Here is a 13,652-nt window from a genome sequence, read left to right as displayed (position 1 = left end):
CGGCCCGTTGCCGGGCCGTCGGATGTCTTACGCCACCTTGGCGCCTTCCAGGAAGTCCTGGGCGAAGCGCTGCAGCACGCCGCCGGCCTCGTAGATCGCCACTTCCTCGTCGCTGTCCAGGCGGCAGGTGACCGGCACCACCACGTCCTGGCCGTCACGGCGGTGGATGACCAGGGTCAGCTCGGCACGCGGGGTACGCTCGCCGATCACGTCAAAGGTCTCGGTGCCATCGATCCCCAGGGTCAGCCGGGTGGTGCCCGGCTTGAACTCCAGCGGCAGCACGCCCATGCCGATCAGGTTGGTGCGGTGGATGCGCTCGAAGCCCTCGGCCACGATCGCCTCCACGCCGGCCAGGCGCACCCCCTTGGCGGCCCAGTCACGCGAGCTGCCCTGGCCGTAGTCGGCACCGGCGATGATGATCAGCGGCTGCTTGCGCTGCATGTAGGTCTCGATCGCCTCCCACATGCGCATCACCTTGCCTTCCGGCTCTACGCGCGCGAGCGAACCCTGCTTCACGCTGCCGTCGTCATTGCGCACCATTTCGTTGAACAGCTTCGGATTGGCGAAGGTGGCGCGCTGCGCGGTCAGGTGGTCACCGCGATGCGTGGCGTAGGAATTGAAGTCCTCTTCCGGCAGGCCCATCTTCGCCAGGTATTCGCCGGCGGCACTGGACGCCAGGATCGCGTTGGACGGCGACAGGTGGTCGGTGGTGATGTTGTCCGGCAGCACCGCCAGCGCGCGCATGCCTGCCAGCGTGCGCTCGCCGGCCAGTGCGCCCTCCCAGTACGGAGGACGACGGATGTAGGTGCTCTGCGGGCGCCAGTCGTACAGCGGGCTGACCGCGGTGCCGTGCTCCACGCGCACGTTGAACATCGGGTTGTAGACCTTGCGGAACTGCTCGGGCTTCACCGAGGCCTTCACCACCGCGTCGATCTCGGCATCGCTGGGCCAGATGTCCTTCAGGCGCACTTCGTTGCCGTCGGCATCCACGCCCAGCACGTCCTTCTCGATATCGAAGCGGACGGTGCCGGCGATGGCATAGGCAATCACCAGCGGCGGCGAGGCCAGGAAGGCCTGCTTGGCGTACGGATGGATGCGGCCATCGAAGTTGCGGTTACCCGACAGCACAGCCGTGGAATACAGGTCACGGTCGATGATTTCCTGCTGGATCTTCGGATCCAGCGCACCACTCATGCCATTGCAGGTAGTGCAGGCGAAGGCGACGATGCCGAAGCCGAGCTGTTCCAGGTCGGGCAGCAGACCGGATTCTTCCAGGTACAGCTGGACGGCCTTGGAACCCGGCGCCAGCGACGACTTCACCCACGGCTTGCGCTGCAGGCCGCGCGCGTTGGCGTTGCGCGCCAGCAGTGCGGCGGCGATCACGTTGCGCGGATTGGAGGTGTTGGTGCAGCTGGTGATGGCCGCGATGATCACCGCGCCATCGGGCATCAGGCCCTGCGCCTGCTCGGCCTTGCCCGCTTCCAGCTTGGCCTCGTCGGCGATGCCGCGCTCGGCCAGCTCGGCAGTGGCCACGCGCTTGTGCGGGTTGGACGGGCCAGCCATGTTGCGCACCACGCTGGACAGGTCGAAGTGCAGCACGCGCTCGTACTGCGCGGTCGCCAGATCGTCGGCCCACAGACCGGTGGTGCGTGCGTAGTTTTCCACCAGCGCTACCTGCGACTCCTCGCGCCCGGTCAGGCGCAGGTAATCGGTGGTCTGTGCGTCGATGTAGAACATCGCGGCGGTGGCCCCGTATTCGGGGCACATGTTGGAGATGGTGGCACGGTCACCGATGGTCAGTGCCGCGGCACCCTCGCCGAAGAATTCAAGCCACGCGCCGACCACGCGTTCCTTGCGCAGGAACTCGGTCAGCGCCAGCACCACGTCGGTGGCGGTGATGCCCGGCTGCGGGCGGCCAGTCAGTTCGACACCGACGGTGTCGGGCAGGCGCATCCACGACGCGCGGCCCAGCATCACGTTCTCCGCTTCCAGACCACCCACACCAATGGCGATCACACCCAGCGCATCCACGTGCGGGGTGTGGCTGTCGGTGCCCACGCAGGTGTCCGGGAAGGCCACGCCGTCCTGCACGTAGATCACCGGAGACATCTTCTCCAGGTTGATCTGGTGCATGATGCCGTTGCCCGGCGGAATCACATCCACGTTCTGGAATGCCTGCTTGGTCCAGTCGATGAAGTGGAAACGGTCTTCATTGCGACGATCTTCGATCGCGCGGTTCTTCTCGAACGCCTGCGGATCGAAACCACCGCACTCCACCGCCAGCGAGTGATCGACGATCAGCTGCACCGGCACAACCGGGTTGACCTTGGCCGGGTCGCCACCCTTGTCGGCGATCGCATCACGCAGGCCGGCCAGGTCCACCAGCGCGGTCTGGCCGAGGATGTCGTGGCAGACCACGCGCGCCGGGAACCACGGGAAATCCAGGTCGCGACGGCGCTCGATCAGCTGCTTCAGCGAATCGCCGAGCGTGGCCGGATCGCAGCGACGCACCAGGTTCTCGGCCAGCACGCGCGAGGTGTACGGCAGGGTGGCGTAGGCGCCGGGCTGGATCGCATCGACAGCGGCACGCGCGTCGAAATAATCCAGCGCGCTGCCGGGGAGGTTCTTGCGGTAATCGGTATTCATGGGCTGGCGGAGTACTTGGGGCGGGCCGGGTGCCGGCGGTGCGGCGGCGAAAGCACCCGGCCGGCACGCGGCCGGCCGGATGGGTACGGCAGGTGGATCAGACGCGCTTGTCGATGGCGACGAAGTCGCGGTCTTCCGGACCGATGTAGTTGGCGCTCGGGCGGATGATCTTGCCGTCGATACGCTGCTCGACGATGTGCGCGCTCCAGCCGGCGGTGCGGGCGATCACGAACAGGGGAGTGAACATCGCGGTCGGCACGCCCATCATGTGGTAGCTGACGGCGCTGAACCAGTCCAGGTTCGGGAACATCTTCTTGATGTCCCACATCACCGATTCCAGGCGCTCGGCAATGTTGTACATCTTCATGCTCGACTGCTCTTCGGACAGCTCGCGGGCCACGTCCTTGATCACCTTGTTGCGCGGATCAGAGACGGTGTAGACCGGGTGGCCGAAACCGATCACCACTTCCTTGCGCTCGACGCGGGCCTTGATGTCTTCCTCGGCCTCATCGGGACTGTCGTAGCGCTTCTGCACTTCGAACGCCACTTCGTTGGCGCCGCCGTGCTTCGGACCGCGCAGCGCGCCGATGCCACCGCAGATCGCGCTGTACATGTCGCTGCCGGTGCCGGCGATGACGCGGCAGGTGAATGTCGAGGCGTTGAACTCGTGCTCCGCGTACAGGATCAGCGAGGTGTGCATCGCCTTCACCCACGATTCCTGCGGCTTCTCGCCGTGCAGCAGGTGCAGGAAGTGGCCGCCGATCGAGTCATCGTCGGTTTCCACGTCGATGGCACGGCCGTTGTGGCTCCAGTGGTACCAGTACAGCAGCATCGAACCGAGGCAGGCCATCAGCTTGTCGGCGATGTCACGCGCGCCCGGATGGTTGTGGTCGTCCTTCTCCGGCGCCACGCAGCCGAGCACGGACACGCCGGTACGCATCACGTCCATCGGGTGTGCCGACGGCGGAAGCTCTTCCAGCGCCGCCTTCACCGCAGCAGGAATGCCACGCAGCGACTTCAGTTTGGCCTTGTACGAAACCAGCTCGGCTCGGGTCGGCAGCTTGCCGTGCACCAGCAGGTAGGCGATTTCCTCGAACTCGCTGGTGTTGGCCAGGTCCAGGATGTCGTAGCCACGGTAGTGCAGGTCGTTGCCACTACGGCCCACGCTGCACAGCGCGGTGTTGCCGGCAGCGGTGCCGGACAGGGCGACGGACTTCTTCGGCTTGAAGGTCGGGGTTGCGGTCGTATCGTTCATGTTTCCCTCCGAAAACTTGATGGTGCAGGGTACTGCTTATTTCTTGGCGGCGAACAGTGCATCGAGCTGCTGCTCGAAGGCGTGGTAGCCGATGCGGTCGTAGAGTTCTTCGCGGGTCTGCATGGTCTCCACCACATTGCGCTGGTGGCCATCGCGGCGCACCGCCTGGTAGACGTTCTCGGCGGCCTTGTTGGCGGCGCGGAAGGCCGACAGCGGGAACAGCTGGATCGCAACGCCGGCAGAAGCCAGTTCATCGCGGCTGAACAGCGGGGTGGCGCCGAACTCGGTGATGTTCGCCAGCACCGGCACCTTCACCGCGTCGACGAAGCGGCGATAGGTGTCCAGGTCGTAGGCCGCCTCGGCGAAGATGCCGTCGGCACCGGCCTCGACACAGGCGATGGCGCGCTCGATGGCCTTGTCCACGCCGTCCACCTGGATGGCGTCGGTACGCGCGATCAGGAAGAAGTCCGGATCGGTCTTGGCATCGGCAGCCGCCTTCACGCGGTCGACCATTTCACCCTGCGAGACGATTTCCTTGCCCGGGCGGTGACCGCAGCGCTTGGCGCCGACCTGGTCTTCGATGTGGCAGGCGGCCGCGCCGGCCTTGATCAGCGACTTCACGGTGCGCGCGATGTTGAACGCGCTCGGGCCGAAGCCGGTGTCGATGTCGACCATCAACGGCAGGTCGCAGACATCGGTGATGCGGCGCACGTCCACCAGCACGTCTTCCAGGGTGTTGATGCCCAGGTCCGGCAGGCCCAGCGAGCCCGCGGCAACACCGCCGCCGGACAGGTAAATGGCGCGGAAGCCGGCGCGCTTGGCCAGCAGGGCGTGGTTGGCGTTGATCGCGCCGATCACCTGCAGCGGCGATTCGGCAGCCAGCGCCTCACGGAAGCGGGCACCGGCGGAGAAAGGAGTGGAAGCGGTCATGCGGCAATCCAGGTTGAAGTACGGAAAAGAGAGCGCAAGCACCATGCCAAGCTGCAAGCCGTTGATTTCACGGGAATGATTCCCACGCAACGGTGAAACATATGAAACATTGAAACAGATGTATCATGAAACACCCCATCCAACGCGCGCCGCCATGTACCTGCCCCGCTCGCCCCTGCGCCACGCCGATGCCGACCCCAGTCGGCCGGTGATCTGGACCGTCAGCGTCTCGCGGCTGACCGGTCTTCTCGGCGACGTCATTCCCGAGTTCGATCGCCGCGCGCGTATCGAGCAGATCAACCTCGGCTTCGAGGAAGCGGTGGACGTGATCGGCCAGCGCCTGCGCCGCGAGCACTGCGACGTGGTCATCGCTGGCGGCTCCAACGCGGCCTGGCTGCGCAGCCGGCTGGAGCTGCCGCTGGTGCCGATCCAGGCCAACGGCTTCGACCTGATGGAAGCCTTGGCGCGCGCACGGCGGATCGCCGGCCGTATCGGCCTGGTCACCCACGCCAGCGACGTGCCGGTGTTCAGCAACTTCCAGCAGAGTTTCGGCCTGGACATCGAACACCGCCGCTTCGTCACCCGCGAGGACGCCCGCGACTGCATCGCCGACCTGCGCGCCAACGGCATCGAGGTGATCGTCGGCACCGGCATGGCCATCGACCACGCCGAACAGGCCGGCCTGCCCGGCGTGCTGCTGTACTCGGCAGATTCGGTACGGCAAGCGTTCGAGCACGCGTTGGAACTGACCCAGACCCTGGCCCGCTCCGGCGGCAGCCGGCCCGCGCCGCGCCGCCGTGCCGCACCGCGCAGCGATGCCCACGACCTGCTCGGCGACAGCGAGGCCATGGCACAGGTGCGCGCACAGATCGCGCTGTACGCCCCGCATGACAGCACCGTACTGGTCACCGGCGAAACCGGCACCGGCAAGGAACTGGTGGCGCGCCAGCTGCACGCCGCCAGCGGACGCCGTGGCCGCTTCGTGGCACTGAACTGTGGCGCGATCAGCGAATCGCTGCTGGAAGCGGAGCTGTTCGGCTACAGCGATGGCGCCTTCACCGGCGCACGCCGTGGCGGCCGCGTCGGCCTGGTTGAGGCCGCTGACGGCGGCACCCTGTTCCTGGATGAAATCGGCGAGTTGCCGCTGCCGCTGCAGACCCGCCTGCTGCGCGTGCTGGAAGAACGCGAAGTGCTGCGCGTGGGCGCCACCGAACCGACCCCGGTCGACCTGCGCGTGGTGGCCGCCACCCTGCAATCGCTGGAGCAGCGCGCGGCGACCGGCAGCTTCCGCCGCGATCTCTACTACCGGCTGGCGGCGCTGCGCATCACCCTGCCCGCGCTGCGCGCGCGACGTGGTGACATCCCGTTGCTGGCACAGCACTTCTTCCGCCAGCTGCGCGGCATCGACGCGCCACTGGGTGAGGATGCACGGGCGGTGCTGACCGCCGCAAGTTGGCCAGGCAACGTGCGCGAACTGCGCAATCTGGTGGATCGCCTGCGCATCCACTGGCAGCCGGCTGAAGGGCTGATTGATGCCACGCGACTGCTGCAGCTGGCACCCGAGCTGGTGAATGAGGGCGTCGCGGCGTTGCCGGTGGACAACAACGGCAAGCGGCCGCCGCGTCCACAGCTTGAAGCACTGCTGCAGGAACATCGCAATGACCGCGAGGGCATGGCGCAGGCGCTGGGGGTATCCCGCACCACCCTGTGGCGCTGGTTGCGCGCTGAAGGCCTGTAGAAGTCGAGCTTGCTCGACTGCTTGTGCGGAAACATCAGTCGAGCATGGCTCGACTCTACAACGGCAGCCCGTCCGCCAACAGCAGCTCGATCTCCTCCACCTGCACCACCGGCACCTGCCACGGGTGATGCGGCGCGATGCCCTGTTCAAAGATGCGCTGCAGCCGCTGCGGATCGCGTGGCAGGCAGAATTCCAGGCGCACGCTGTCGACCACTTCGGTGTGGCCCGCCTCACCCTGCACGGGCGACGCACCCGCGTGCGGCCGGAACTGCTCGAATCCTGGCGCCGACCACCACATGCCATGCTCGTAGTCGCCGGCCGCCAGCGCGTCCACTGCCAGGATGCCCTGCTTCACCTCGTCCAGTGCCGCAGTCGGCACGAACACCACCACGCGGTACAGCGGCAGGCGTTGCATCGGGCGGCCTTACGGGTACAGCAGGCGCTTGCTCCAGCGCCCCTCTGCACCGGCTTCATAGCACCAGCGCTCGTGCAGGCGGAACTGCGCGCCGTACCAGAACTCGATGCGGTCCGGCACCACGCGCAGCCCGCTCCAGCCTTCCGGGCGCGGCACGTCCTTGCCTTCGAAGCGGGCTTCGATCTCGGCCACGCGTGCATCGAATTCCTCGCGCGTCGCCAGCGTCTTCGACTGCTGCGAGGCCCACGCGCCAATCTGGCTCATGCGCGGGCGGCTGGCGAAATAGGCATCGGCTTCGGCATCGGCGACCTGCTCGACACGGCCTTCAATGCGCACCTGGATACCGGCCTCGCGCAGGCTGCGCCACAGGAACAACAGCGCGGCCTGCGGATTGGCCTGCAGCTCCCGGCCCTTATGGCTGTCCAGGTGGGTGTAGAACACGAAACCACGCTCATCGAACGCCTTCAGCAGCACGGTACGTGCCGAGGGACGCCCGTCCGTATCGGCGGTGGCCACGGTCATCGCGTTCGGCTCGACCTCGCGGCTCTGCTTGGCCTCTTCGAACAGGCCGGCAAACGTGGACAGGGCTTCGGCGTACAGGTCGCTCATGATTGCGTTCTTCTCACACGGATTGGGCTATTGTGGCTGCATGGCCGCTGCTGCGTATATGCCCCAGGTGAAAGGATTCCCCGAAACATTGGCCGAACAGGTGCTGGACGATGCACTGGGCAACGCTGCAGCGGTTCCAGTATTGGCGATCAGCGGCCTGCAGGGGAGCGGCAAATCGACGCTGGCCGCGCAGGTGGTGGCGCGCGCCCAGTCGCGCGGCCTGAACGCCGCCACGCTGTCCATCGATGACGTCTACCTGACCCGCGCACAGCGGCAGCGGCTGGCCCGCCAGGTGCACCCGCTGCTGATCACCCGAGGCCCGCCGGGCACCCATGACCTGCCGTTGGCCCATGCAGTGCTGGACGCCGTGGCCACACGCCAGCCCTTCGCGATGCCGCGCTTCGACAAGCTGGCCGATGAACGCCTGCCCGAAGCGCACTGGCCGCGCCTGCAGCAACCGCTGGACCTGCTGGTCTTCGAAGGCTGGTTCCTGGGCACCCCCGCGCAGGATGACGACGCGCTGGACAGCCCGTTGAACGCACTGGAGCGCGAAGCCGACGCCGATGGTCGCTGGCGGCGCTGGTGCAACCAGGCGCTGGCCCGCGACTACCCGGCGCTGTGGCAGCGCTGCGACCGCCTGTGGTTCCTGCAGCCGCCGGATTTCTCGGTGGTACCGCGCTGGCGCTGGCAGCAGGAGCAGAACCTGCAGGCCGCGCAGCCGGGCCGGCACGGCATGAGCCGGCCACAGCTGGAGCGCTTCGTGCAGTACTACGAGCGGGTCAGCCGCCAGGCGCTGCATGCCCTGCCCGCCCTGGCCGACCACGTGGTGGTGCTGGACGGCCAGCGACAGGTGCAGGACGTGCGCTGAGCGCGCCTATTCCACCAAGAAGGTCACCCGCAGGTTGACCCGCCATTCGGTGATTTCGCCGCTGCCATTGGTCACCACCTTGGTCTCGTTCACCCAGGCGCCCTGGATGCCCTTGACCGTCTCGGAGACCTTCTTCAGACCGCTGCGCACGGCGTCCTCCACGCTCTTCGGCGAGGAGGCGGTGATTTCGATGACCTTCGCGACCGTCATGGCCTGTACTCCGGTTGGCGCGGGAAACCCCGCAGGAACGCCTACCCTGACGTGAAGGACGTAAAGGCCAGGGCACGGAGGTGTTAGCATCACAGGGCATGAATCCTGCTCCGAACCTGATCCTGATCGGCCCGATGGGCGCCGGCAAAACCTGCATCGGCCGCCGCCTGGCCGAGCGCTTCACGCTGGACTTCGTCGATGTCGACCAGGCCATCGTCGATGCCGCCGGCGCCAGCATCCCGACCATTTTCGAGCACTCCGGCGAAGCCGGCTTCCGCAGCCATGAACGCGAGGCGCTTGCCCGCGTGCTGGAGGGTCGCGGCCAGCTGGTCTCCACCGGTGGCGGCGCGGTGCTGGATCCTGGCAACCGCGCGTTGATCGCCCAGCGCGGCTTCGTGGTCTACCTGCGGGTCAGCGTGACCGCGCAGCTGGAGCGCCTGGCCCGCGACAAAGGCAGGCCGCTGCTGCAGCGCCCGGACCGTGAGCAGGTGCTGCACGATCTGGCCGCGCACCGCGACCCGCTGTACCGCGAACTGGCCGACATCACCCTTGATACCGACCCGTACACCGCTGCCGACGCGACCGCCCACCTGGTGGTCAAGCTGGCCACGCAATGGCAGCGCCAGGACCTGACCCTATGACTTCCCCCGCCTTGCTGCAGGTCGCCGTCGGCGGCGACCGCCCTTACCCCATCACCATCGGCGCCGGTGCGCAGGCAGACGGCACCGCGCTGGCCTCGCATGTGCGTGGCCGCCACGTGCTTTTGCTCAGCGACAGCGAAGTGGCCCCGCGCTATCTGGATGCCGTGAAGCAGACCCTTCTGACCGCACGCCCCGACCTGATCGTCGGCGAGCATGTGCTGGCCGCGGGCGAGGCCTCCAAGACGCTGGCCGAATTCGGCCGTGCCATCGAAGCCCTGGCCGCGCTCGGCGCCACCCGCGACGCCTGCGTGTTCGCCCTCGGCGGCGGCGTGGTCGGTGATCTCGCCGGCTTCGCCGCGGCCTGCTGGATGCGCGGCGTGGACTGCGTGCAGCTGCCGACCACCCTGTTGGCGATGGTCGATTCGTCGGTGGGCGGCAAGACGGCGGTCGACATCCCGGCCGGCAAGAACCTGGTCGGCGCGTTCCATCCGCCGCGCGCGGTGATCGCCGATACCCGTGTGCTGGCCACCCTGCCGCCGCGCGAGCTGCGTGCCGGCCTGGCCGAAGTGGTGAAGTACGGCGCGCTGGGTGATGCCGTGTTCTTCGAATGGCTGCAGCAGCATGCCGATGCGCTGCTGGCCGGCGAGGATGCGGTACTGGCCGAAGCCATCGCGCGCAGCTGCCGGCACAAGGCTGCCATCGTCGAGCGTGATCCGTTCGAGAAGGGCGAGCGCGCCCTGCTCAACCTCGGCCATACCTTCGGCCATGCCATCGAGACCGAGCAGGGCTACTCGGCCCCGGGCCGCGATGCACTGAACCACGGCGAAGCGGTCGCGGTGGGCATGGTACTGGCCGCGAAGCTGTCCACTCACCTGGGCCTGGCCGACGATGCCGATCGCGCACGCCTGCAGGCGCTGCTGGAACGGCTCGGCCTGCCGGTGTCGATCCCGGCCGGGCTGGACCCGCAGGCCCTGCTCGGCCGCATGCGGCTGGACAAGAAGAATGTGGCCGGCCGCCTGCGCTTGGTGCTGTGGCGCGGCATGGGCCGCGCCGAAGTGGTGCCGGACGTGGATGAGGCGGCGGTGCTGAAGGTGCTGTCGGCCCGGTAGTGCCGGCCGCTGGCCGGCAACGTCAGCAACGAGGAAGCCGGCCAGCGGCCGGCACGACCGCGTTGCGGCCGGGGTCACCCTGGCCCCGCTACAATCGGCCCATGCACGTCTACCTGCAACATCCCGACGCCGGTGCGCAGGCACCGCGCTTCCTGCGCCTGAGCCTGCAGCCGGACCTGTTCGGCGGCTGGGAGCTGCTGCGCGAGAGCGGCCGCGTCGGCAACCGCTCGCAGCTGCGGCGCGAGCTGTTCCTGCAGGCTGACGAAGCCCGTCATGCCTTCGAGAAGGCCCGCGATGCCGAACTGCATCGCGGCTTCCAGATCCTCTCGCACGGCGACTGACGCCGCTGCCAACTTTCGTCCAAGGAATGCCCATCGTGACCAGCCCTCTCCGCAACGATCGCCTGCTGCGCGCCCTGCGCCGCGAACCGGTGGACTGCACCCCCGTCTGGCTGATGCGCCAGGCCGGCCGCTACCTGCCGGAGTACCGCGCAACCCGGGCCAAGGCCGGCAGCTTCCTGGCCATGGCCAAGAACCCGGAGATCGCCTGCGAAGTCACGCTGCAGCCGCTGCGCCGATTCCCGCTGGACGCAGCCATCCTGTTCTCGGACATCCTCACCATTCCCGATGCGATGGGCCTGGAGCTCTACTTTGTTGAAGGCGAAGGCCCGAAGTTCCGTCATCCGGTGCGTGACGAAGCGGCCATCGCCCGGCTGGCGGTACCGGACATGGAACAGGACCTGGGCTATGTGATGGACGCGGTACGCCTGATCCGTCGGGAGCTGGACGGCCAGGTACCGTTGATCGGTTTCTCCGGCAGCCCCTGGACACTGGCCTGCTACATGGTGGAAGGCGGCGGCAGCAAGGATTTCGCGCGCATCAAGGCAATGGCGCTGAACCATCCGCAGGCCCTGCACCGCCTGCTGGAGGTCACCACCGACGCGGTGATTGCGTACCTGGGCGCGCAGCGCGCGGCCGGTGCGCAGGCGCTGCAGGTGTTCGACACCTGGGGCGGCGTGCTGTCGCCGGCCATGTACCGCGAGTTCTCGCTGCGCTACCTGCAGCGCATCGCCGAGGGCCTGGAGCGCGGCGAAGGCAGCGAGCGCACGCCGCTGATCCTGTTCGGCAAGGGTACCGGCCTGCACCTGGAAGCGCTGTCGCAGACCGGCGCCGATGCACTGGGCCTGGACTGGACGCTGGACCTGGACGAGGCGATGCGCCGCACCGGTGGCCGCGTCGCGCTGCAGGGCAACCTCGACCCGACCACGCTGTACGCCTCGCCGGATGCGATCGCCGCAGCCGCAGCGCGGGTGCTCGACACCTACGCCGCCGGCAATGCCGGTTCGCGCGAGGGCCACGTGTTCAACCTCGGCCACGGCATGTCGCCGGACATGGACCCGGCCCACGTGCAGGTGCTGGTCGACGCGGTGCACGCGCACAGCCAGCGCTGAGCATTCGGCATACGGTTGCGGCGCGATGTTGATCGCGCCGTGACCCACAGTGCGCGATCATGGCATCCCCCACGCTGCACCGGCCGCACCCCATGTCCACATCGCCATCGACCTACAACCGCCAGCGCCCCCTGCTGTGGCTGGTGTCCTTGGCGATCTTCATGCAGATGCTGGACTCGACCATCGTCAACACGGCATTGCCGGCGATGGCGGCCAGCCTGGGCGAAAGCCCGCTGCAGATGCAGTCGGTGGTGTTCAGCTACGCGCTGGCGGTGGCCACCTTCATTCCCGCCTCGGGCTGGATCGCTGACCGCTACGGCACCCGTCGCACCTTCCTGGTGGCGATCATTCTGTTCACCCTCGGCTCGCTGGCCTGCGCGCTGGCCCAGCACCTGCACCAGCTGGTCGGTGCGCGCGTGCTGCAGGGCATCGGCGGTGCCATGCTGCTGCCGGTCGGCCGGCTGGCAGTGATGCGATCAGTGCCGCGCGAGGATTTCCTGCGCGCGATGAGCTTCATTGCCATCCCGGCCCTGGTCGGCCCGCTGATCGGCCCCACGCTGGGCGGCTGGCTGGTGGAGATCGCCTCGTGGCACTGGGTGTTCCTGATCAACCTGCCGATCGGCGTGATCGGATTCATCGCCGCGATGAAGATCATGCCCGACCACTACGCCAGCCATCGCACCCGTTTCGACCTGCGTGGCTACATCATGCTGGCCTTCGCGATGGTGGTGCTGTCACTGGCGCTGGACGGCATCTCCGGACTGGGCACGCCACACGCGCTGGTGATGCTGATGACCGTTGCAGGGCTGGCGGCGCTGGTGGGTTACTGGCTGCACGCCGCCAATTCGACGGCGCCGTTGTTCTCGCTGGCGCTGTTCCGCGTACCCAGCTACCGCATCGGCATTCTCGGCAATCTTTTCTCGCGCATCGGCAGCAGCGCCATGCCGATGCTGATCCCGTTGCTGCTGCAGGTCGGCCTGGGCCTGGGCCCGATGAACGCCGGCCTGATGATGGTGCCGGTGGCAGCCGCCGGCATGGTCTCAAAGAAACTGGCGGTGAAGCTGGTGGAGCGCTACGGCTACCGCCGCGTGCTGATGGTCAACACCGTGCTGGTGGGCCTGGCGATGGCCAGCTTCATCCTGATGACACCCGGCCAGCACCTGGCCTGGCGCCTATTGCAGCTTGCGTTCTTCGGCGCGGTCAATTCGCTGCAGTTCACCGTGATGAACACCGTGACCCTGCGCGATCTGGACCGTGAGTTCGCCAGTTCCGGCAACAGCCTGCTGTCGATGGTGATGATGCTCGCCGCCGGCTTTGGTGCTGCTGCGGCCGGCAGCCTGCTGGCCGCGTTCGGCAACCACCTGGACAGCAACAGCGCCACCGCCGCGCTGCATGCCACGTTCCTGTGCGTGGGCGCGATCACCCTGACCTCTACGATGATCTTCTGGCAGCTGCCCGATACCAAGCCGGAGCCACGGCAGGTCGAGCACGTTGCGGAGTGAGGGTGGTTCGGCAGGGCCTGCGGCCCTGCACCTGCAGAGGCTTCAAGCCAAGGCAACAGCAACGGCAAAAGCAGGCATTTCGTGGGTGGTGGGGCGGTGCCGGAGTGCGGGGTGTCAGCCGCATGGATGCGGCTGCCAAGCCTTATCTGATGAAAATCTGTCAGCGTAGGTGTCGAGAGCCGGCGTGGGCCGCCGTACGAGCCTGGATCTCGACGATCGCCATGTAGCTTGGCGCCCACGCCGGAATCTCCCTTGATCCGCCCGAACAGTTGCTGGAGC

The 13,652-nt window shown here is 67.5% G+C and carries 13 protein-coding genes; 7 read left to right on the top strand and 6 right to left on the bottom strand.

Annotation, left to right across the window (positions count from 1 at the left end; genetic code table 11):
- Positions 1-27 precede the first annotated feature (27 nt).
- The 3 genes from acnD to prpB form a co-directional block, all read right to left on the bottom strand.
- Positions 28-2,646, bottom strand: coding sequence for a Fe/S-dependent 2-methylisocitrate dehydratase AcnD (gene acnD / locus AC5P9F_RS18270; RefSeq protein WP_133050352.1), 2,619 nt, complete (start codon positions 2,644-2,646; stop codon positions 28-30).
- Positions 2,647-2,743: 97 nt separating this feature from the next.
- Positions 2,744-3,901, bottom strand: a complete 1,158-nt coding sequence (gene prpC / locus AC5P9F_RS18265) for a bifunctional 2-methylcitrate synthase/citrate synthase (RefSeq protein WP_005410655.1) — start codon at positions 3,899-3,901, stop codon at positions 2,744-2,746.
- A gap of 36 nt (positions 3,902-3,937) precedes the next feature.
- A complete protein-coding gene (prpB, locus tag AC5P9F_RS18260) occupies positions 3,938-4,831 on the bottom strand; it encodes a methylisocitrate lyase (protein ID WP_010482769.1) in 894 nt (297 codons plus the stop codon).
- 154 nt (positions 4,832-4,985) lie between these two features.
- Here prpB and prpR point away from each other — a divergent pair, with 154 nt between their 5' ends.
- Positions 4,986-6,569: a propionate catabolism operon regulatory protein PrpR gene (gene prpR / locus AC5P9F_RS18255; protein ID WP_076739161.1), complete on the top strand. Its 1,584-nt coding sequence runs from the start codon at positions 4,986-4,988 to the stop codon at positions 6,567-6,569.
- 55 nt (positions 6,570-6,624) lie between these two features.
- On the opposite strand, the gene AC5P9F_RS18250 is transcribed toward prpR, so the two are convergent.
- Both AC5P9F_RS18250 and pdxH read right to left on the bottom strand, forming a co-directional pair.
- The gene (locus AC5P9F_RS18250) at positions 6,625-6,984 is read right to left on the bottom strand and encodes a YqfO family protein (RefSeq protein WP_060380702.1); all 360 of its coding nucleotides are present in this window, start codon (positions 6,982-6,984) and stop codon (positions 6,625-6,627) included.
- Positions 6,985-6,993: 9 nt separating this feature from the next.
- Positions 6,994-7,593, bottom strand: coding sequence for a pyridoxamine 5'-phosphate oxidase (gene pdxH / locus AC5P9F_RS18245; RefSeq protein ID WP_076739160.1), 600 nt, complete (start codon positions 7,591-7,593; stop codon positions 6,994-6,996).
- A gap of 40 nt (positions 7,594-7,633) precedes the next feature.
- On the opposite strand from pdxH, the gene AC5P9F_RS18240 reads away from it, so the two are divergent.
- Positions 7,634-8,461, top strand: a complete 828-nt coding sequence (locus AC5P9F_RS18240) for a hypothetical protein (protein WP_060380704.1) — start codon at positions 7,634-7,636, stop codon at positions 8,459-8,461.
- 6 nt (positions 8,462-8,467) lie between these two features.
- Here the strand turns inward: AC5P9F_RS18240 and AC5P9F_RS18235 are convergent, their stop codons facing one another.
- Positions 8,468-8,671: a dodecin family protein gene (locus tag AC5P9F_RS18235; RefSeq protein ID WP_005410663.1), complete on the bottom strand. Its 204-nt coding sequence runs from the start codon at positions 8,669-8,671 to the stop codon at positions 8,468-8,470.
- A 98-nt stretch (positions 8,672-8,769) separates the two neighbouring features.
- On the opposite strand from AC5P9F_RS18235, the gene AC5P9F_RS18230 reads away from it, so the two are divergent.
- The 5 genes from AC5P9F_RS18230 to mdtD all read left to right on the top strand — a co-directional run bounded on the left by AC5P9F_RS18230 (position 8,770) and on the right by mdtD (position 13,373).
- A complete protein-coding gene (locus AC5P9F_RS18230) occupies positions 8,770-9,312 on the top strand; it encodes a shikimate kinase (protein ID WP_062607945.1) in 543 nt (180 codons plus the stop codon).
- Entirely contained in the window at positions 9,309-10,421 is a 1,113-nt protein-coding gene (aroB, locus tag AC5P9F_RS18225; RefSeq protein ID WP_062607948.1) for a 3-dehydroquinate synthase, read from the top strand. Before AC5P9F_RS18230 ends, aroB begins: the two co-directional genes overlap by 4 nt.
- 101 nt (positions 10,422-10,522) lie before the next feature.
- Positions 10,523-10,762 (top strand): WGR domain-containing protein, encoded by a 240-nt coding sequence (locus AC5P9F_RS18220; protein WP_005410666.1) that lies wholly within the window; start codon positions 10,523-10,525, stop codon positions 10,760-10,762.
- A gap of 26 nt (positions 10,763-10,788) precedes the next feature.
- Complete coding sequence (gene hemE / locus AC5P9F_RS18215) at positions 10,789-11,871, top strand: uroporphyrinogen decarboxylase (RefSeq protein ID WP_076739158.1); 1,083 nt, start codon at positions 10,789-10,791, stop codon at positions 11,869-11,871.
- A 92-nt stretch (positions 11,872-11,963) separates the two neighbouring features.
- Entirely contained in the window at positions 11,964-13,373 is a 1,410-nt protein-coding gene (gene mdtD, locus AC5P9F_RS18210; protein WP_010482759.1) for a multidrug transporter subunit MdtD, read from the top strand.
- Positions 13,374-13,652 lie beyond the last annotated feature (279 nt).

Source organism: Stenotrophomonas sp. YJH_SMC_4 (assembly GCF_059371575.1).
Note: the sequence above shows the minus strand (reverse complement) of the source record. Positions and strands in the feature narration are given on the sequence as shown.